Origin of the sequence: Rhizobium sp. BK379 (genome assembly GCF_014193955.1) — a bacterium.
Lineage (GTDB): Bacteria > Pseudomonadota > Alphaproteobacteria > Rhizobiales > Rhizobiaceae > Rhizobium.
Genome location: NZ_JACIAD010000001.1, coordinates 314,451 through 332,084 on the forward strand (window position 1 = coordinate 314,451; position 17,634 = coordinate 332,084).

Sequence of the window (17,634 nt, forward strand, 5' to 3'; positions counted from 1 at the left end):
TCCGCTCGGCTGATGGGATCCTGCTGACAATGTTGGGCAGGACCGGCGCAGGACAAGAAAAAGGGGCTCCGAAAATGGAGCCCCATCCAGGATCGCCGCTTGAAGACGTCAGGGTCGGATGTCAGATGAACAGGAAATCATCGTGATGAAGTGCCGCCAGATTGGAGAGTGTCGCGATCTGTACGGCCGCGCCGCGCCCGCTTCCATCTGCATCGTAGAATAGCTTTCCCGTTGTCTGGTCGTAGATCAGACGGTCGTTCGAATCCAAAGCCTTGGTGCCGAGCACGAAGTTTTCGGCCGAAAAACTCGCTGGATCGATGGCGGTGAAAATCTCGTGATCGAGCACGATCTTGTCACCGGTGCTTTCCGAGAAGTCTTCGATCTTGTCGATGTTGTTGTAAGCGCTGGGCTTGAAGTCGAAGACGAAAGTATCGGCTCCAGCTCCGCCGTTCAGGACATCGTTGCCGTTGCCGCCGATGAGCTTGTCGTTTCCTGCGCCACCCGACAGGGTATTGGCTGCATTGTTGCCGGTCAGCACGTTATTTTCGCCGCTACCTGTGGCATTGATCGCCGATGAGCCTGTAAGCGTCAGGTTTTCAACTGTTCCAAGGGCATTCTCAAGATAGAAGGATATGGAGGCATTGACGGTGTCGATGCCACCGCCGCCCGTCTCGTCGACGATGTCGCCCGCCGAATCCACCTTATACGTGTCGTTGCCAAGGCCGCCGATCATTCGGTCTTCGCCTCTGCCGCCATCGAAATAATTGTCGCCGGAATTGCCTGTCAGAACGTTGTTCATGACATTGCCGGTCGCATTGATGTCGTCGGCACCCAACAAGGTCAGGTTTTCGACAGTTCCGGTCACGTGGTCCTTGTCCATCAGGCTGAGGGAGACATAGGACTTGATGGTGTCCTTGCCGGAGCCGCCAGCCTCGATGACCACATCATTGATGTTGTCGACGATATAGGTATCGTCACCACCACCGCCCTTCATGGTGTCTGCGCCCGTGCCGCCATCCAGTACGTTGGCTCCGTAGTTGCCGACGAGAATATTGGCAAGGTTGTTGCCAGTCGCGTTGATATTGGCGTTGCCGGTCAGGGTCAGGTTTTCGATGGCGCCGATCGCATGTGCGGCATCGGCCAGACTGAAGCTGATCGATGACATGACGGTATCGGTTCCGCCGCCGCGGCTTTCATCGACAATGTCGGTCGGGGAGGTGACCGTAAACGTGTCGTCTCCGGTGCCGCCATAGATGTGGCCGGGTTCCGGACGGGCGCCGCTATCTGCGGCTATGTTGATAATGATGGGATGGTCGACAACGTCCAGGTTGAGCGAGGATATGTTGCTGAAGCTTTTGACCGGCGTATCGCCCGCCAGCGGGTCGTAGACCTGCACGGTCCCGAAAGCTCCGCCCAGGTTGACGCTGACGTTGGTCGCAGCCGCCTGGATCGCCTTGTCGGTCGTCTGGTTCCATATATCCGGCTCGTTCCAGATGATGATCTGGTAGCTTCCGTCGGATTTCTCCGTCAGGTAGCTGCGCGCCGTGGAAGGCAGTCCGTTGATGGAATAATTGAGCGTGCCCGGATTGAAGCTCGCCTGGGTCGCGCCGTCGTCTTCGAGAATTTCGGTCAGATTGTGGATCGCCATTGCTGCCGGTTTCGGCGTGTAATCCAGGCGAAACAGCCCGAAATGCTTTTCCTGATCGGAACCCTGCGGATCCGAATAGGCATCGAGAAGCTGGTAGATGAAGGTTCCCTTGGATCCCAGAAAGGCGCCGTCCATCAGAGTGTTGAGAAGCAGTTTTGCCTGCGTCGTCTCGTCGACGCCTTCCCATCCGCCGTTGGTATCGGCGGTCAGCGATGTGTGATAGCCGATCTCGGTGATGGTAAGCGGCTTGCCGGGATCGGCCTGCATCTGGTTACCGGATTCACGCGAGAGCCAGGAGAAGGGCTGGTCGCCCTCTTTCGCATAGGTGTGGATCGTCGTGTAATCGTTGGAAGAGGCAACCGTGTAACCGGTAAAGCCGAGAACCGGAATGTCCTTCAACAGCGGATCGGCATTGACTGCATTGAACAGGTCCTTCTGGTAGGCAACTGCCGCAGCCTCTCCCGACAGACCTTTATAAGCCACCGGCCAGTTGTTGACCTCGTTCGGGCCTTCGATGCCGACGATCGAGCCCGGATGCGCTTCGACGAAGGCATGCAGCCGCTGGACGACGGTGGCGGGAGTGTCATCTCGCCCGGAAACAAAAACGAATTTGACACCCGCATCGGCCGCATCCCCAAGATGACCTTGACCGTAGGGGTCGGAGACAGGGGTAGGGGCATGATCTCGAACTGTGTCGAGACCAAGGTAGCCCAGGGCTTTAACAACTTCCGCGATATTGGAATATTTCCCGTCGGTGTAGTCGATATGTGTGTCGATCCCGAATGAATCGATAACGTCAGTAATCCTAGTAGCTTGGGCCATTTCATCCTCCTCGCCTGGAAGTAGAAAACATTACTTCGATGGTATAGTGATTCCCTTCAAAAGTAGGGCCTGATTTACAGTAGAATCCGCCAAAGTTATGATCGCGTTAACCATATTGTATTGTTCGCAATATGATTGCTAAGCGCTGCGTTGGAGGCGATCCGATATTTGCGGACTCGGCATCTCGGCTGTCGGAGCGGCGGGAAGAGCCTTGTTGCCCAAAGCGATAAGGCTTGGTCGCAGAGCGGAAGAACGCCGCAGGCGATATCGATGATATCGTGCTCGGCCGGAGGGCCGGTGTCCGCATCAATGCTTACGGTCAGGGGTGATGCCGGAATTGAAGGCGAGGTCGTGTCGATTCGACCCGATGTAGTGGCCGCGCAGCACGGCGACGCAGATTACGCTCCAGTGCTCATCAAGCCGGAACCGGCAAGCTCGCAAGAGCTCGCCCACATCGCGCTCTATTCAGGTGTCGGCGGAGGTCTTCATCAAAGTCGCGGATTGCTCCGTCATTTCATGCGTGACGACGCCGCTGATGGATCAGATCAGCCATACATTCTGTCAACAGTCGTTGGCTGGCGAGGATGTAGGGGAGGCACGGTCGATCTTATTACCCATAGGGAATGCCGGGGGCGTTTCCGCCCCGGCACATCGTATCGATCACGCCGCTTTGGCAATTGCGCCATGCGGGTCGAGAACGAATTTTGTCGCAGCACCCTGGTCGAAGCTCTCATAACCCTGGGCGGCATCCTCAAGCGAGATCACCTTGGCATTGACGATATCGGCAATGGGCAGCCGGTCGTGCAGGATCGCCTGCATGAGCTGGCGGTTATATTTGAGCACAGGTGTCTGACCGGTGTGGAAGGACTGCGCCTTGGCCCAGCCGAGACCGAAACGCAACGACAGGCTGCCCTGCTTGGCCGCATTGTCCACCGCGCCCGGATCCTCCGTGACATAGAGGCCGGGAATGCCGATGGAGCCTGCGGCACGGGTGATTTCCATCATCTGGTTCAGAACGATCGCCGGCTGCTCGCCGCCGGAATGTCCACGTGCTTCGAAGCCGACGGCATCGATGGCGCTATCCACTTCATTAGTGCCGACCACCTCTGCGATCATGTCTCCGAGACGGTCGCTCTTCGAGAGATCGATGGCCTCGAAGCCGACGCGGCTGGCATGGGCGAGGCGATCCTTGTTGAAGTCGCCGATCATGACGACGGCCGCGCCGAGGATACGGGCGGATGCCGCCGCTGCGAGGCCGACCGGGCCGGCACCTGCGACATAGACGGTGGAGCCGACGCCGACGCCGGCCCTGACGGCACCGTGGAATCCGGTCGGCAGGATGTCGGAAAGCATGGTGAGATCACGGATCTTGGCCATCGCCTTGTCGCGATCGGGGATTTTCAAGAGGTTGAAATCGGCATAGGGGATCGTGACATAACGGGCCTGGCCGCCGATCCAGCCGCCCATGTCGACATAGCCGTAGGCGCCGCCGGCCCGCGACGGATTGACCGTCAGGCAGACGCCGGTGTCCTGTGATTTGCAGCAGCGGCAGCGCCCGCAGGCAACATTGAAGGGCACGGAGACGATGTCCCCGACATCGAGCATTTCGACGTCGATGCCTTTTTCGATGATCTCGCCGGTAATTTCATGTCCTAGCACCAGACCCGGCATGGCTGTGGTGCGGCCACGGACCATGTGCTGGTCGGAACCGCAGATATTGGTGGAGATGACCTTCAGGATGACGCCATGTTCGATACGACGCCCGTCCGGTGCCTCGAGTTTCGGATCGTCAATGTCGCGGACTTCCACTTTTCCGGGCCGCAAGTAGACGACGCCACGGTTCTTGCTCATTTCCGTCTCCTCCGTTGAAATGCAGCAACGCGCCAGCAGCTCCTCCCGCAGCGGTTGCCTGTCACAGAGTAGACCAGAAAGTTCTGAGCGCCGTCCCGAAAGCGACGCCTTGCGGGCGGAAACCGCAAAACCGGGTCAAAGGGCAGGGCGCTCGATGCGGTCCGGCCACCCGCTTCGGCGGACTCGAAGACAGGTGGCCTTTCCCCGGCAGGCGGGGTGCATCCTGCCAGGGCGCCGCATTAGCACCGTCGTGACGGATACAATATCAAAACGGTAGCTCCCTTTTGACGTGGCTTCCGCTATAGTTGCAGGGATAGAGCCTGGGGGCCATCATGACGCAGCGCGGCCGTGCCTTCGCAGACATCGTCTACACTATCCTGATCGTGGAGAAGGCCTATCCGGTAGAGGTCGTCGCGACCGCGTTGGGCATGAATTATGCGGCCTTTCACTCACGTCTGATCAGCCGAACATGTTTTTCCGCAGAGGAAATCCAAAATCTGCTGGAAGTCGTGCCGGATCCCCGCTTGGCATCCTATCTGTTCGAGAAAAGTATCTTTGTTGCGGCGGAGCGTTCTTCCGACTGGCAACAGCAGCAGCCTGCCGGGTCGCTGCAGCGGGGCGCCACGCGCGTGGTCATCGAGGCGACGGACGTGCTCGAAATTGTGGATGCCGCACTTGCGGGAGGCGGGATGGATCACCGCAAGCAGCGACTGGTGCTCAAGGAAATCGAGGATGCGGAGAGGGCGCTTGCATCCCTTCGCCTCTCTCTCAACGGCGCCTATGCCGGGCCGTCCTTGCGCATCAGTAAAAGATAGGCTTCACCCTCTTCCTCGAGCGAGAGCATCGCCTCGATGATCGTCAGGCGCGTCTCCTCAAGGAAGGACTTCCTGGCGCCGCCAGCGGTCGCCAGCTGCCGTTCCACGGAAAGAAGCCGAAGTTTCAAGAGGTTTTTCTGGCGCACAATGCGTGCATATTCCTGGAGGGGACGAGAATGGTCGGAAGACATGCGAAAGCCGGTGATTTTTGCTTACGCATCTAACCGGCCTGACCGAGCTTCGCCATCAAAACGATCCTGTCGTTTTTACGCAGGCCGACGAGCAGGATCGGAACAGATCCCGAAGCGACAGCTCGCTTCGGGATCCAGTCTTCAAACCTATCGAACCGCTGCCGGAAGTACCTCGAATTTCCAGAACTTGTCCGGCTGGAAGTAGGTCGTGGCAAACTGGCGAATGTCCTCGGCGGTGACTTTGTCATAGCCGGCAAGATTGTCGCGTATCCGTTCCAGACGGCGAGGGTCCGTTTGAGCGCCGTTCAGATATTGCACCCAATATTCGTTGCTCTGCTGCTGGTGTTTCAACGTCTCGATAATCGGTGCGCGAGCCCTGACCAGTTCGTCCGGCGAGACATCCTTCGATCTGAGGTCATTAGCGATCTTGTCCACGAGCGCATAGAAATTCTCGACCTTGTCCGGCGTTGTCTCGACATAGAGATAGGCGTAGCCGTAGCCTGGAATGTCCCACGACAGATCCATCGCGCCCTGCGGACTGTAGGTCGCACCTTCGGCAATCCGGAACTGGTCGATCAGCCTGTTTTCGAAGATCTGGCCGGCGATGTTGGCGACAAAGCCCCGCTGCATGTCCGAGAGCATATCGCCAACGGGGGCAGCGACGATCGCCGCGGCGTTGTCGCTCCGGCCGTTATGAGTCCGCATGACGGGTTTTTCGGTGGGGGCGGGGAAACGCACATCGTTTGCAATGTTGTCTGTTGTCGCATCCGGGCGAGCCGGCAAAGCCCCGAAGGTTTCAGCCGTCAGACGGATTGCTTCGTCCGCCGTTATGTCGCCGACAATGGTGATATCGATCGGGCCTGCGGAAATTTGCGGCCGGAACAGCGCTTCGAAATCTTCCAGTTTCGTGGCGGACAATTGCGCCCTGTCCGGGAAAGTCCAGCGCGGGTCGCCGGAATGCACAAGGCCTGCGAAATCGCGGCCGATGACGGCCCCTGGCGTCGCCTCATACTGATCGAGGTTGTTCAAATAGGCTTGCCGGACGCGCTTGAAAACTTCCGGCCGGTAGGTGGGATCGGAAGTGTAGGCGGCCATGATCTGCAGTTGCGTCGCCAGATCCCCCGTCTGTGTCTGGCCGGTGAACTGGAAGGAGCTGTCATCCACCGAGAAGTCGATGCCGGCGATTTTGGCGGCCAGCGCTTTCTGTAAATCCGGGTAATCCATTGCCTTGGTGCCCGACAGGACCACGGCCGGTGATGTCCAGATCGGCAGGGGACGGTCATTCGGCAGTCCCAGCCGGCCGTGACCAATATCCTCGCGTACCAGCACTTCGTTGGCGCGCAGCTTGGTCGGCTTGATGGTCAGCCGCACGCCGTTGGCAAAACGCACCATGGTCAGGCCGAGATCCTCGACAACGCGGCGTTCGACAACAGCGCCGGGTTCGCCGAAATGGGTATAGGGCCAGACGACCGCCGCTGCGGCGGACGGCGCGGTGACCGGAACGGCACGGGAAGCGTCATATGCCTGCCTGATGTCGCTGGCGCCGCCTTTTGGCGCTTGAGCAGTCTGCAGGACGAGCTGCGGGCCGTTCCCGGAAAAGACACGCGCGACAACCTCGTTGACCTCGGCCGCTGTCAGCCCCTTGGTGATCGTCTCGAACATCGAAAGATCTTCCGCGGGGGAGGTGAAGACCTCATTGTCGTCCACGCTGCTCGCCAGCATGGAGGCGATGTCGGTGCTCGTGCGCGTCGCAGCACCGGCGGCCGCCGCTTCAAGGAGAGAGCGATATTCGACGATTTCCCGGTCGAGCTCGGCCTGCTCGGCGCCGAATTGCTGGAAACGGCGCTGTTCCTGATCGATGGCCGCGAGCGCCTGCTGCCATTTGTCCGTCTCGGAATTTGCCGTGACGACAACGATATGGGCCGAGTCGAAAAGGTCCTGAGAGCCGACGGCAGCGCTGATGAAGGGAGCATTGGCCCTGTTGGCCATGGCGCCTAGTCGACGTTTGAGTACCAGCAGACCGAGATCTTCGACCAGCTGCTGGCGACGCTTGGCAAAAGTGTCAGGCGAAGCATCATAGGGCCGCGTCCAGGCGATCTGAACATTCGTTGTGCCGCCCGGAACCGCGATGACCTCGGCGCTTTCGCTTTTCGGCTTCAGCGTGCCGAGATCGGGCTTTGGCGGGGCAGGGATGGCAACCTTCCAGTCGCCAAAGCGCTGCCTGATCTCCAGTTCCATGGCAGCGGGATCGACATCGCCCACCACGATCAGCGTGGCGCGATCGGGCCGATAATTCGCATGGTAAAAATCACGCAGCAGATCGACAGGGGCATTGCTGATGATGTCGACCTTGCCGATCGGCGCGCGCATCGTCACGCGCTGGCCGGCGAGCATGGAATTCGTGACGCCGATCGCCGCGCGGTATTGCGGCGTGTCGCGCAGCCGCTCTTCCGAAAGGATGACGCCGCGCTCGCGGTCGAAGGCGCCGGCATCGAACGTCAGCTCGCTTGCCGTCTCGCGCATCAGCATCAGGCCGGTGGAAATCGTATCCGCGTCAACCTCGGGCAGATCGAGCGAATAGACGGTCTCGTCATAGGAGGTGTTGGCGTTGGTATCAGGCCCGAAGGCCAGGCCCTTGCGCTGCAGGATACGGATCATCTCGTCCTGTCCGACATGCGTCGAGCCCTTGAAAGCCATATGCTCGAGGAAATGCGCAAGCCCCTGCTGGTCATCTCTCTCGTCCAGCGAGCCGGCGCCAATCCGGAAACGGATGGCCGCTTGTCCCGTTGGCGTGGCATTGCGCATAATCGCAAACCGCATACCGTTTTCGAGCGTGCCGAAGCGAATGCCGGGTTCGGCCGGCAGGTCGCTGATCGTCTGCGGCCACGGCGCGGATGGATTTTCCGCAAGGGCCGGCGAGCCTGAGATGAAGAGTGCGGCAAGCGAGGCCGCTGCCAGGAGTTTGGAAAGGATAGGAAATTTCATATATTTAAGGGGCATTTTGTCCTGGTGCCGGGCACGGGGTGTTTGACTTCGGCCGGACTATCAGACAGGTCGCGACTCGCATCAACGTCTATTTTCCGTCATGGATAAGAGTTGAAAAAATGCACCTATCTATAAAATCAGGAAAATTTGAGGAAGGTCGGTCGGACTTCGACTTTACCTGCGAGAAACGTACCAGCTTCCGGAGTTCAGCCCGCCGTTCTCAAGCCATTCATGCGCTGTCACACAGTAGCAGCCATTGAGATCCGGAATCAGCTTGTCGACGAATGTGTTGCGCTTGAACTCACGAAAGATCGTAGATCGATGCCGTCCGGGCTTCCCGCCAATGATTTCGATATCTAGGCCAGCCATTCGCCAGCGGGCGATCTTGCGCCGTCGACGGTCGGCGAGGGTCAATGAAATCATTGGCAGGTCGCACTTGGAAATAGAATGTACCCCTCCCTGCACGGAGATCGCATAAGATAGATTATGGAACTAAAACAGATGCCCAAACCACATCACACCTAATGCTAGCCCACTACTGCGCCGCCTGCATCTCCGGCTGCGGCCACCGCTGCAATGCGTCGCGTCCGGCCTCCGTCAGACCGTAGACGCCTCTGTCGAGCCGTTCGAACCAGCCATAGACATTGGACAGCAGGATCTTGCCAGCCTCCGGCACGCCGGATCGGATGTCACGTACGCGCAACGGACCTGATGCCAGTGCTGCTGCGCAGCCAAGCGCCTGCTGGCGATATGCCGTCATGACCGGAGCGCGCGTACTGCCGCCAAGCGCCGGATCTCCGCGCCGTTTCTGGTGCTCGCGCATCAGCCTCGAGCGTCGCTTCGGATTGGTCCGCGGCATCGGTGACACGGAGCCGACAATGACGCTGACGTCGCCGGTGTCCGAAATCCCGAGCATGCCGATGCCAAGCCGCCGGCAAAGGTCGCGGTAGCGTTTGTCTGCTTCCCGGCCTTTGCCCTTGGCTGAAATTCGCGCCGCGATCCAGACTTCGTCAGATACGGCCGCGCGATCGACGGCCTGCAGAATGAGCTCCAGATTGAAGCTCATCTTCAGCTCGCAGACGACGACAACAGGCGGATCGTCATCGCTCAGGCCGACGAGATCGCAGCCGGCGACTTCGCCCTTGACGACATAACCTACCTTTTCGAGAAAGCCTTTCACGGGCAGATAAAGCGAAGTTTCCATGGGCCTGCAGATCGAAGAAGAGAATCGTTCCATAATCTACATCGATCCGCTGATACGGGACACCGCATCGATTGCCATGAGCCGGATTGCCTGGGATAGCGTGGATGGGCATTATCGCATCCCTTCCAAGGTTGACGGAAAACCCTCAAGACGCTAGCACGCTCGAAGCGTATTCCGGGGGTAATTCAATATGGATATTTTCACAGCGGCCGGTTTGACGGCTCTGCTGCAGGTCATTGCTATCGACCTTGTTCTCGCCGGCGACAATGCCGTCGTCATCGGCCTTGCTGCTGCCGGCCTGGAAGCCACGCAGCGTCGCAAGGCAATCATTGTCGGCATTCTGGCGGCAACGGTGCTCCGCATCCTGTTCGCATCCGTGGCCGTCTATCTGCTGGCAATCGTCGGATTGCTGCTCGCCGGCGGCCTGTTGCTGCTCTGGGTCTGCTGGAAGATGTGGCGTGAGCTGCGTGCCGGCCATGGTGAAGAACATGCGGCCGAGGCTGGCGCAGCTGCGCCGAGGAAGACCTTCTTTCAGGCTGCGACACAGATCGTCATCGCCGACGTTTCCATGTCGCTGGACAATGTTCTTGCCGTTGCCGGCGCCGCTCGCGAACATCCGAGCGTGCTGGTGCTGGGCCTCGGTCTTTCCATTGCGCTAATGGGCATCGCCGCGAACTTTATCGCCCGCCTGCTCAACAAACATCGCTGGATCGCCTATGTCGGCCTGCTGATCATTCTCTATGTTGCACTCGACATGATCCATCGCGGATATCTCGAAGTCGCGCCTTTTATCGGCGCCTAGAGCTCGACTTCGAAGCTCATCTGATCGAACGCCGGCACCACATGGTCCGGCGTTTCAGCCATAACCACGTCATAATCGAGCGGCGTATGCATATGCGTCAGGATTGCCCGTTTCGGCCTTAGCCGCTCGATCCAGTCCAGCGACTGTTCCAGTGAGAGATGGCTGGGGTGGTAGGCATATTGCAGGGCATCGATGATCAGCATGTCGAGGTTTTGCAGCTTCTCCACCGTTTGTGGCGGAAAATCGCTGACGTCGCTGCAATAAGCCACATTCCCGATGCGGAAGCCGAGCGAATGGATATCGCCATGCTGTTGCAGATGCGGCATGAAGGCGATCGTTCCGCCCGGCCCATGGATTTCAACGGGCTTTTCCAGATCCTCGATCACGATTGGCAGCACGATCGGCGGATAATTGCTGCCCGGCGGCGTTTCCAGGCAGTAGCCGAATGCTTCCCGCAACCTGCCCATGGTGAACTGGTCGGCAAAGATCGGCACGCGGCGGCGGGTATTGTGGAAATAGCCGCGCAGATCGTCGATGCCGTGAATATGGTCGGCATGCGGATGCGTGTAGAGGACAGCGTCCACATGATCGACCCCTGCCCTGATCATCTGCTCGCGAAAATCCGGACCTGTGTCGATAACGACAGTCGTTGCCGCGCCACTGGCCGAAAACTGCTGAACCATAAAGGCTGCGCGTGTTCTCTTATTCTTCGGATTGTTGGGGTTGCAGGCACCCCAGTCACCGGTAATGCGCGGCACACCGGGCGACGACGAACAGCCGAGAATGGTGAACCGCAGCCGCCGTATCACGCCGCTAGATCCTCGGCATCTTTGAAAACAGGCGGAAAGCGTTGTCAGTCGTGAACCGTGCGACTTCCTCGTAGGGAAGGCCGATCGTATCGGCCAGTACCTCGGCCGTATTCACGACGTATGACGGCTCGTTGCGCTTGCCGCGCCAGCGCTTGGGCGCCAGATACGGCGCATCGGTTTCGACAAGCAGCCGGTCGTGCGGAATGGTCTTTGCGATCTCGCGCAGCTCTTCGGATTTCGGAAAGGTCAGGATGCCCGAGAAGGAGATATAGCCGCCGAGCTCGACGCCAGTCTTTGCAAGCTCCGGACCGGCCGAGAAGCAATGCAGGATGAAGGGGAAGGCGCCCTTCCCTGTCTCCTCGGTCAGGATCGCCGCCATGTCTGCATCGGCGCTGCGGCTATGGATGACGAGCGGAAGCTGTGTTTCCCGGGCAGCGGCAATATGGCGGCGAAAACCGGTCTGCTGGTCCTCCGGCTTCTGCGTGTCATAGAAATAGTCGAGGCCAGCCTCGCCGATCGCGACGACCTTCGGATGTTCATTGGCGAGCCGAACGAGATCTTCCGTCTGGATATCCAGTTCGTCGCCCGCATTGTTGGGATGCGTGCCGACCGAACAGAAGACGGAAGGATATTTCTCGGTGATGGCGAGCAGTCCGTCGAGCTTGCGCACGCGGGTGCAGATCGTCACCATCTGCGCCACACCGGCCCCATGGGCACGTGAAACGATCTCGTCGCGCTCCGCATCGAAATCGGCAAAGTCCAGATGGCAATGCGTATCGACCAGCACGGCTTTAAGCCTCCGGAGCCACGTAGCGCGGGAAGACCGGCGTCGGCGCCTCGATCGGTGTTCCTGGCACGAGACGGCCCGTTTCACCGAGGCTAGCGAAGTCACGCTTGTCCACAGGTGCGGCCACGAGATCGAGCAGCTTGCCGGCCGATTCCGGCACGAAGGGCTGCAGCAGGATCGCGATCTGGCGCACCACTTCTGCGGTTACATAGAGCACCGTACCCATGCGCGCCGGATCGGTCTTCTTGAGCGCCCAAGGCTGCTGACCGGCGAAGTAGCGGTCGGTTTCGGAGACGACGGTAATGATAGAGGCCAACGCGCGGTGAATGAGCTGCTTGCCCATGTCTTCGCTTGTCGAGGCATGCAGCGCATCGGCCTGGGCCAGCATCGCCTTGTCCTCATCTGTCAGCGGTCCGCATTCCGGGATCTTGCCGTCGCAATTCTTGAAGATCATCGACAACGAGCGGCTGGCAAGATTGCCGATGCCGTTGGCAAGATCGGAATTGATACGCGTGCCGATCGCCTCTTCGCTGTAGCTGCCGTCCTGTCCAAAGGAGACTTCGCGCAGGAAGAAGTAGCGCACCTGGTCGAGACCGAAATGGTTCACCAGATTGACGGGATCGACGACATTGCCGAGCGACTTCGACATCTTCTCGCCCTTGTTGAGCAGGAAGCCGTGGGCGAAGACGCGCTTCGGCAGCGGCAGCTTCGCCGACATCAGGAAGGCCGGCCAGTACACGGCATGGAAACGGATGATGTCCTTGCCGATGATATGCACGTCGGCCGGCCAGTATTTCGCCCGCGGTCCGTTGCGGTCTTCGATATAGCCTGTAGCAGTGATGTAGTTGGTCAGCGCGTCGACCCAGACATACATGACATGGGCCGGATCGTTCGGTACCTTGATACCCCAGTCGAAGGTCGTGCGTGAAATCGACAGATCCTTGAGGCCTGACTTGACGAAGGAGATCACCTCGTTGCGGCGCTCGGCCGGGCCGATGAAATCGGGGTTCTCCTCATAGTGCTTCAGCAGCCGGTCCTGATATTCGGAGAGCTTGAAGAAGTAGCTTGCCTCTTCTACCCATTCGACCGGCGTGCCTTGCGGTCCGTAGCGCACGCCGTCGGCGCGCAACTCGGTTTCGTTTTCCTGGTAATAGGCTTCGTCGCGCACCGAGTACCAGCCGGCGTAGGAATCCTTGTAGACATCGCCGTTGTCGGCCATCAGGTTCCAGATGTTGCGCGAAGTCTCGTGGTGACGCTCCTGCGTGGTGCGGATGAAGTCGTCGTTCGAAGCATTGAGCAGCTTCGCCATCGCCTGGAATTCACCGGAATTGCGGTCTGCAAGCGCCTGCGCCGTGATACCTTCGGCGCGCGCCGTCTGCTGCATCTTCTGGCCGTGTTCGTCAGTCCCCGTCAGGAAGAAGACATCCTTGCCGTCGAGGCGCTGGTAGCGCGCCATGGCATCGGTCGCAATCAGCTCGTAGGCATGGCCGATATGCGGCTTGCCGTTGGGATAGGAGATCGCGGTCGTGATGTAGAAGGGGGTCTTGTCTGTCATGGCGGCCAATTCCGGCTTACTCTATAAATCGTCCGCCGCTCTTAGCGCATGTCTCGCACAAGCGAAACATCAAGTTTGGCAGCCGCCTACGATTTCACGGACACTAGGCCTCGAACTTGACTCACGTTCGGGCGCCATCTACCCCTTGTCCGGCAACGGGGTGGGACAGACGCGAAGTGCCATTTTTCATTGATCGGAACAGTCACGGCCGCGCGCCTTCGGAGGCGCATATTTGACGTTCGAGCCTCTCTATTCCCTGTCCGGTCTCATGGTGGGAGCATTGGTCGGGATCACCGGCGTCGGCGGCGGTTCGCTGATGACGCCCCTGCTCGTGCTCCTTTTCGGTGTCCACCCGGCAACCGCCGTCGGGACCGACCTTCTCTATGCAGCAATCACCAAGACGGCCGGCACGGCTGTTCACGGCATGCATGGACGCGTCAACTGGAAGATCGTCGGCAGTCTGGCGGCCGGCAGCGTGCCCGCCGCGCTGTCGATGCTCTGGCTCATGGCCGGCGTCGACCGTAAAAGCATTGGCGTCACGAATACCATCACCACCGCGCTCGGCTGGCTGCTGGTCATGACCGCAATCATGCTGATTTTCCGCAGTCAGATCCTTGAATTCGCTCGTCGTGCCATCGGTGAGCGCATGCCGCCGAAGCCGGCAAGCATCGTCGCCTTCACCGTCGTTCTGGGCTTCGTGCTCGGTGTGCTCGTCACGCTGACATCGGTCGGCGCCGGCGCTCTGGGCGTGACGATCCTGCTGATCCTCTACCCCAGGCTCGACGTGCGTGAGATCGTCGGTTCGGATATCGTCCACGCCGTGCCGCTCACCCTGATCGGCGGTATGGGATACTGGTTCATTGGAGAGATCGACTGGGCTATGCTCCTTGCCCTGCTCGTCGGTTCCATTCCCGGCATCATCCTCGGCAGCCTGCTTGCGCCCAAACTGCACGAACGCACCATCCGCATTGTGCTCGCCATTACGTTGGCGATTGTCGCCTGGAAACTGTTGACGGGCTGACCGGAGCAATTCCTGCAAGCTGTGCGGCGGTTTCGCGTTCGCAACTGTGTAAAAACAAAGACGCTTCAGGCGCGGGGTTGCTTGATCTCGGAAAGCACTTCCATGATCGTCTGCTTGCGATCGAGATTGTAAGCGCCGGAGATGGTCAGTTTCTCCGTGATTTCGGAATAGAGCCGCGCAAGGCGGTCGGCCGCCGCGATTTGTCCCTCGACGGCAGCAAGGCGCGCGCGGTTCATCACGTCATCGCCGACATGGCTGACGAAGAAATCGAAGATCGTCTCGGCTTCCCTGCCGGAAAGTGCATCCGCAAGCCGATGCATGGCCTTTCGTGCCGCAGGTCCCTCGGAGGACAGAACCTCGTTATAGGCCTGGATGATCTCGCCGCCGCCATAGTTCAGCAGTTTCAGAGCCTCACCGACACTGCCCTTTGCGGCAGAGAGCAGTGCCTGCCCCTCCCCCTCGATGCCGAGATGGGCTAGGGCTGAAACAAGGGCGCGATCGTCGAGCGGTGCAAGCTTCAGCGGCAGGCAGCGCGAGCGGATCGTCGGCAGCAGCTTGCCCGGCGCATGTGAAAGAACGAGGAACATTGCGCGCTTCGGCGGCTCCTCAAGGATCTTCAGAATGGCGTTTGCCGCATTCCGGTTCATGTCGTCGGCGGGATCGATGATGACGATACGCCAGTTGCCCGTGCCTGAGGTTTGCGAGAAGAATTTGCCGGCCCGGCGCACTTCGTCGATGGTGATTGCCGATTTGACCTTGCCGGTCTTCTCGTCGACAGGGCGGGAAAGATGCAGGAGATTGTGTGAGGCTCCCGAGGCGATCTGTCGGCTGACGGCCGAGGCCGGATCCGGATCGGCAATGCGCTGCGGTGCGGCCGCGGGATCGGGATGCGACAGAACGTGATTGGCGAAGCGGAAGGCCAGCGTCGCCTTGCCGATGCCCTCCGGCCCCTCGAGCAGGATTGCATGATGTCCTTTGCCCGAGCGGTAGAATTGCGCCAGGAAATCCTCTGCCTCTTCATGGCCGAAGAGCTTCGTATTCTCGGCTGGCCATATGGCGCCGTCGAGCAGACCGGGCCTCTCCTCACTCATGATGGGCCGCTTCCGGCATCCGAACTTCGGCTGATGGTTTCAGCAATTGCCTGACGATGGTAACGATCTCCGCGGCGATCGCCTCTTCCGTCTGCGTGGCATTGACGACATGGCAGCGTTCAGGCTCGCGCGCGGCGATGTCCAGATAGGCCTCGCGGCGCTTCTCGTGCGTTTCGAGCGTTTCCTTCTCGAACCGGTCGGGACCGTCGGCATTTCGCTTGCTGACGCGCTCCAATCCCTGCTTGGCCGGAATATCGAGGATCAGCGTACAGTCGGGCATCACGCCGTTGATGGCGATGCGCTGCAGCGTCTCGATGAAATCAGGTTCCAGATTGCCGGTGACGCCTTGATAGACGCGCGAGGAATCCATGAAGCGGTCGCAGAGCACGATCTTGCCCGTGTAAAGCGCCGGGCGGATGATCTCTTCCACATGATCATTGCGGGCAGCGGCAAAAAGGATCGCCTCCATGCGGGTGCCGAAGGCTTCCGCAGCGCCTGAAAGCAGCACATGGCGCACAGCTTCCGCGCCTGGCGAACCGCCCGGTTCCCTGGTCAGCAGCACGTCATGGCCATCGGCCTTCAATGCCTCGGCAAGTCGGCGGATCTGCGTGGACTTGCCCGCGCCCTCTCCGCCTTCAAACGTAACGAACAAACCCTTACCGGATGACAATGATACTTTCCCGCATTCTGAGCGCCGTGCTCTTTCTCTATCTATCCGAAGATAGTGCGCAGCGAAACCTTTTGCCGCGGCGACATATTCGCCTTCCCCGGCAAATTACGGCTATCTGCGCCCGAAAAGAAGCGTCAGCTCTGCTCGGACTTGTCCCATAGCCAGGAGAAGAACAGCGATTCGCCAAGCTCGAGCAGCGCATCGATCGCACGGCTGCTGAGCGAGCCCACCTCCACGGATTGCACCGTATAGAGCGGCACTTCTCGCAGCATCCTGTTGCCGGAAACGATCCGCAGCGTGCCGACTTCCGTATCCGCCTTGACTGGCGCCATCAGTGGCCAGTGATAGACGATGCGGGCAGCAAGCCGGTCCGGATTGTTGATCGGAATGTAAACGCTGACCGGCGCCTTGGCGACGAGATCAACTGTCCGCGCCGTGCCGCCATAGACACTTGCCGCTCCGATGACTTCCGTGTCTGCAAAGACCTGACGGCTCTCGAAGGCTGTCAGCCCCCATTCCAGCACGCGCTTGGCTTCTTCCGTGCGCTCCTTGTCGGAGGCGATGCCGGCAAGCGCCACGAAGAGCCGCCGTCCGTTGCGCTGCACGGAGGCGACGATTGAATAGCCCTCGCCTTCCGTGAAGCCGGTCGCGAGACCGTCCGCTCCGAGATCCATGCCCAGCAGCGGATTACGGTTGCGCTGGAAGATCTTGTTCCACTCGAAGTCAGGCTGGGCGAAATAGGAATAGAGATTGGGATAGGATGTCTGCAGATTGGTGGCGAGCGTCACCAGTTCCCTGGCCGTCACCTTGCTCTTGCCATCCGGGATTCCGGTTGAATTGCCGAAGACGGCCTTGTCCATGCCGAGATCGCGTGCGCGACGCGTCATCGATGCCGCAAACTGGTCTTCGCTGCCGCCCATGCCCTCGGCAAGGATGATGCAACCATCATTGGCGCCCTGGATCGCCACACCCTTGATCAGATCCTCGACGCGAACCCTCGATTTCAGCGCCGCAAACATCGTGGCGGCACGCGAAGGCGCACCGCCCGTGCGCCAGGCATATTCGGAGACGGGATATTCGGTATCGAGTGAAATCTGCCCCTTGCTGACGGCATCGAAAACGAGATCCATCGTCATCAGCTTCGCAAGCGCGGCGGGTGCGAAAACCTGGTTCTCGTTCTTGGCGAGAAGCACAGTGCCGGTCGAAGCTTCGATCATATAGGCCTGGGTGGCCTTGGTGACGAAACCGGCCTCGGTTCCTTCTGCCGCAACGGCAGCAGAAGCAGGCAAAAGCAGGCATGCAAGAAGGCGAAGCAACGGCTTCAACATCGCAATTCCCATTGATGGTGCGGGTTGACTCAGGAGGGTAAAGCGAGCCGGAAGC

At 59.7% G+C, this 17,634-nt stretch carries 14 protein-coding genes and 1 pseudogene; 3 read left to right on the forward strand and 12 right to left on the reverse strand.

The window, feature by feature from the left end; genetic code table 11:
- Nucleotides 1-121: 121 nt before the first annotated feature.
- Together FHT93_RS01665 and fdhA are read right to left on the reverse strand one after the other, a co-directional pair.
- Entirely contained in the window at nucleotides 122-2,470 is a 2,349-nt protein-coding gene (locus FHT93_RS01665) for a calcium-binding protein (RefSeq protein ID WP_183845949.1), read from the reverse strand.
- A 660-nt stretch (nucleotides 2,471-3,130) separates the two neighbouring features.
- Nucleotides 3,131-4,321: a formaldehyde dehydrogenase, glutathione-independent gene (fdhA, locus tag FHT93_RS01670; protein WP_112543842.1), complete on the reverse strand. Its 1,191-nt coding sequence runs from the start codon at nucleotides 4,319-4,321 to the stop codon at nucleotides 3,131-3,133.
- Nucleotides 4,322-4,653: 332 nt separating this feature from the next.
- On the opposite strand from fdhA, the gene FHT93_RS01675 reads away from it, so the two are divergent.
- Nucleotides 4,654-5,136: a phage regulatory CII family protein gene (locus FHT93_RS01675; protein ID WP_112543843.1), complete on the forward strand. Its 483-nt coding sequence runs from the start codon at nucleotides 4,654-4,656 to the stop codon at nucleotides 5,134-5,136.
- Here FHT93_RS01675 and FHT93_RS01680 read toward each other — a convergent pair.
- The 4 genes and pseudogenes from FHT93_RS01680 to FHT93_RS01690 all read right to left on the reverse strand — a co-directional run bounded on the left by FHT93_RS01680 (nucleotide 5,100) and on the right by FHT93_RS01690 (nucleotide 9,516).
- Nucleotides 5,100-5,264 carry a hypothetical protein gene (locus FHT93_RS01680; protein ID WP_162710070.1) on the reverse strand — a complete coding sequence of 55 codons (165 nt, stop codon included), beginning with the start codon at nucleotides 5,262-5,264 and terminating at the stop codon, nucleotides 5,100-5,102. The genes FHT93_RS01675 and FHT93_RS01680 overlap by 37 nt on opposite strands.
- Nucleotides 5,265-5,474: 210 nt before the next feature.
- Nucleotides 5,475-8,327, reverse strand: a complete 2,853-nt coding sequence (locus tag FHT93_RS01685) for a M16 family metallopeptidase (RefSeq protein ID WP_183845950.1) — start codon at nucleotides 8,325-8,327, stop codon at nucleotides 5,475-5,477.
- A 208-nt stretch (nucleotides 8,328-8,535) separates the two neighbouring features.
- A pseudogene (locus FHT93_RS35475) lies at nucleotides 8,536-8,735 on the reverse strand (IS30 family transposase); the annotation flags it as partial.
- 112 nt (nucleotides 8,736-8,847) lie between these two features.
- Nucleotides 8,848-9,516: a DUF2161 domain-containing phosphodiesterase gene (locus tag FHT93_RS01690; RefSeq protein ID WP_183845951.1), complete on the reverse strand. Its 669-nt coding sequence runs from the start codon at nucleotides 9,514-9,516 to the stop codon at nucleotides 8,848-8,850.
- A gap of 190 nt (nucleotides 9,517-9,706) precedes the next feature.
- On the opposite strand from FHT93_RS01690, the gene FHT93_RS01695 reads away from it, so the two are divergent.
- Complete coding sequence (locus tag FHT93_RS01695) at nucleotides 9,707-10,318, forward strand: TerC family protein (protein ID WP_112543847.1); 612 nt, start codon at nucleotides 9,707-9,709, stop codon at nucleotides 10,316-10,318.
- Here FHT93_RS01695 and FHT93_RS01700 read toward each other — a convergent pair.
- Genes FHT93_RS01700 through metG form a run of 3 tightly spaced genes read right to left on the reverse strand, consistent with a single transcriptional unit; the run spans nucleotide 10,315 to nucleotide 13,469 of the window.
- Nucleotides 10,315-11,127: an MBL fold metallo-hydrolase gene (locus FHT93_RS01700; RefSeq protein WP_113117079.1), complete on the reverse strand. Its 813-nt coding sequence runs from the start codon at nucleotides 11,125-11,127 to the stop codon at nucleotides 10,315-10,317. The two genes, FHT93_RS01695 and FHT93_RS01700, sit on opposite strands and share 4 nt — an antisense overlap.
- 4 nt (nucleotides 11,128-11,131) lie before the next feature.
- Nucleotides 11,132-11,914 carry a TatD family hydrolase gene (locus FHT93_RS01705; RefSeq protein WP_112543849.1) on the reverse strand — a complete coding sequence of 261 codons (783 nt, stop codon included), beginning with the start codon at nucleotides 11,912-11,914 and terminating at the stop codon, nucleotides 11,132-11,134.
- A 4-nt stretch (nucleotides 11,915-11,918) separates the two neighbouring features.
- A complete protein-coding gene (gene metG / locus FHT93_RS01710) occupies nucleotides 11,919-13,469 on the reverse strand; it encodes a methionine--tRNA ligase (RefSeq protein WP_183845952.1) in 1,551 nt (516 codons plus the stop codon).
- Nucleotides 13,470-13,701: 232 nt separating this feature from the next.
- Here metG and FHT93_RS01715 point away from each other — a divergent pair, with 232 nt between their 5' ends.
- On the forward strand, nucleotides 13,702-14,490 hold the full coding sequence (locus FHT93_RS01715) for a sulfite exporter TauE/SafE family protein (RefSeq protein WP_112968127.1): 789 nt from the start codon (nucleotides 13,702-13,704) through the stop codon (nucleotides 14,488-14,490).
- A 65-nt stretch (nucleotides 14,491-14,555) separates the two neighbouring features.
- On the opposite strand, the gene FHT93_RS01720 is transcribed toward FHT93_RS01715, so the two are convergent.
- The 3 genes from FHT93_RS01720 to FHT93_RS01730 form a co-directional block, all read right to left on the reverse strand.
- Nucleotides 14,556-15,581: a DNA polymerase III subunit delta' gene (locus FHT93_RS01720; protein WP_113015900.1), complete on the reverse strand. Its 1,026-nt coding sequence runs from the start codon at nucleotides 15,579-15,581 to the stop codon at nucleotides 14,556-14,558.
- The gene (gene tmk, locus FHT93_RS01725) at nucleotides 15,574-16,251 is read right to left on the reverse strand and encodes a dTMP kinase (protein WP_113015899.1); all 678 of its coding nucleotides are present in this window, start codon (nucleotides 16,249-16,251) and stop codon (nucleotides 15,574-15,576) included. The genes FHT93_RS01720 and tmk overlap by 8 nt, the downstream gene beginning before the upstream one ends.
- Nucleotides 16,252-16,385: 134 nt before the next feature.
- On the reverse strand, nucleotides 16,386-17,579 hold the full coding sequence (locus tag FHT93_RS01730) for a D-alanyl-D-alanine carboxypeptidase family protein (protein ID WP_113015898.1): 1,194 nt from the start codon (nucleotides 17,577-17,579) through the stop codon (nucleotides 16,386-16,388).
- Between the last annotated feature and the right edge of the window lie 55 nt (nucleotides 17,580-17,634).

What these genes read in the sequence shown, in the direction of transcription:
- FHT93_RS01695 (WP_112543847.1), top strand. Translation starts at nt 9,707, where the DNA reads ATGGATATTTTCACAGCGGCCGGTTTGACGGCTCTGCTGCAGGTCATT.
- FHT93_RS01675 (WP_112543843.1), top strand. Translation starts at nt 4,654, where the DNA reads ATGACGCAGCGCGGCCGTGCCTTCGCAGACATCGTCTACACTATCCTG.
- FHT93_RS01690 (WP_183845951.1), bottom strand. Translation starts at nt 9,516, where the DNA reads ATGGAAACTTCGCTTTATCTGCCCGTGAAAGGCTTTCTCGAAAAGGTA.
- metG (WP_183845952.1), bottom strand. Translation starts at nt 13,469, where the DNA reads ATGACAGACAAGACCCCCTTCTACATCACGACCGCGATCTCCTATCCC.
- FHT93_RS01720 (WP_113015900.1), bottom strand. Translation starts at nt 15,581, where the DNA reads ATGAGTGAGGAGAGGCCCGGTCTGCTCGACGGCGCCATATGGCCAGCC.
- FHT93_RS01665 (WP_183845949.1), bottom strand. Translation starts at nt 2,470, where the DNA reads ATGGCCCAAGCTACTAGGATTACTGACGTTATCGATTCATTCGGGATC.
- fdhA (WP_112543842.1), bottom strand. Translation starts at nt 4,321, where the DNA reads ATGAGCAAGAACCGTGGCGTCGTCTACTTGCGGCCCGGAAAAGTGGAA.
- FHT93_RS01730 (WP_113015898.1), bottom strand. Translation starts at nt 17,579, where the DNA reads ATGTTGAAGCCGTTGCTTCGCCTTCTTGCATGCCTGCTTTTGCCTGCT.
- FHT93_RS01685 (WP_183845950.1), bottom strand. Translation starts at nt 8,327, where the DNA reads ATGCCCCTTAAATATATGAAATTTCCTATCCTTTCCAAACTCCTGGCA.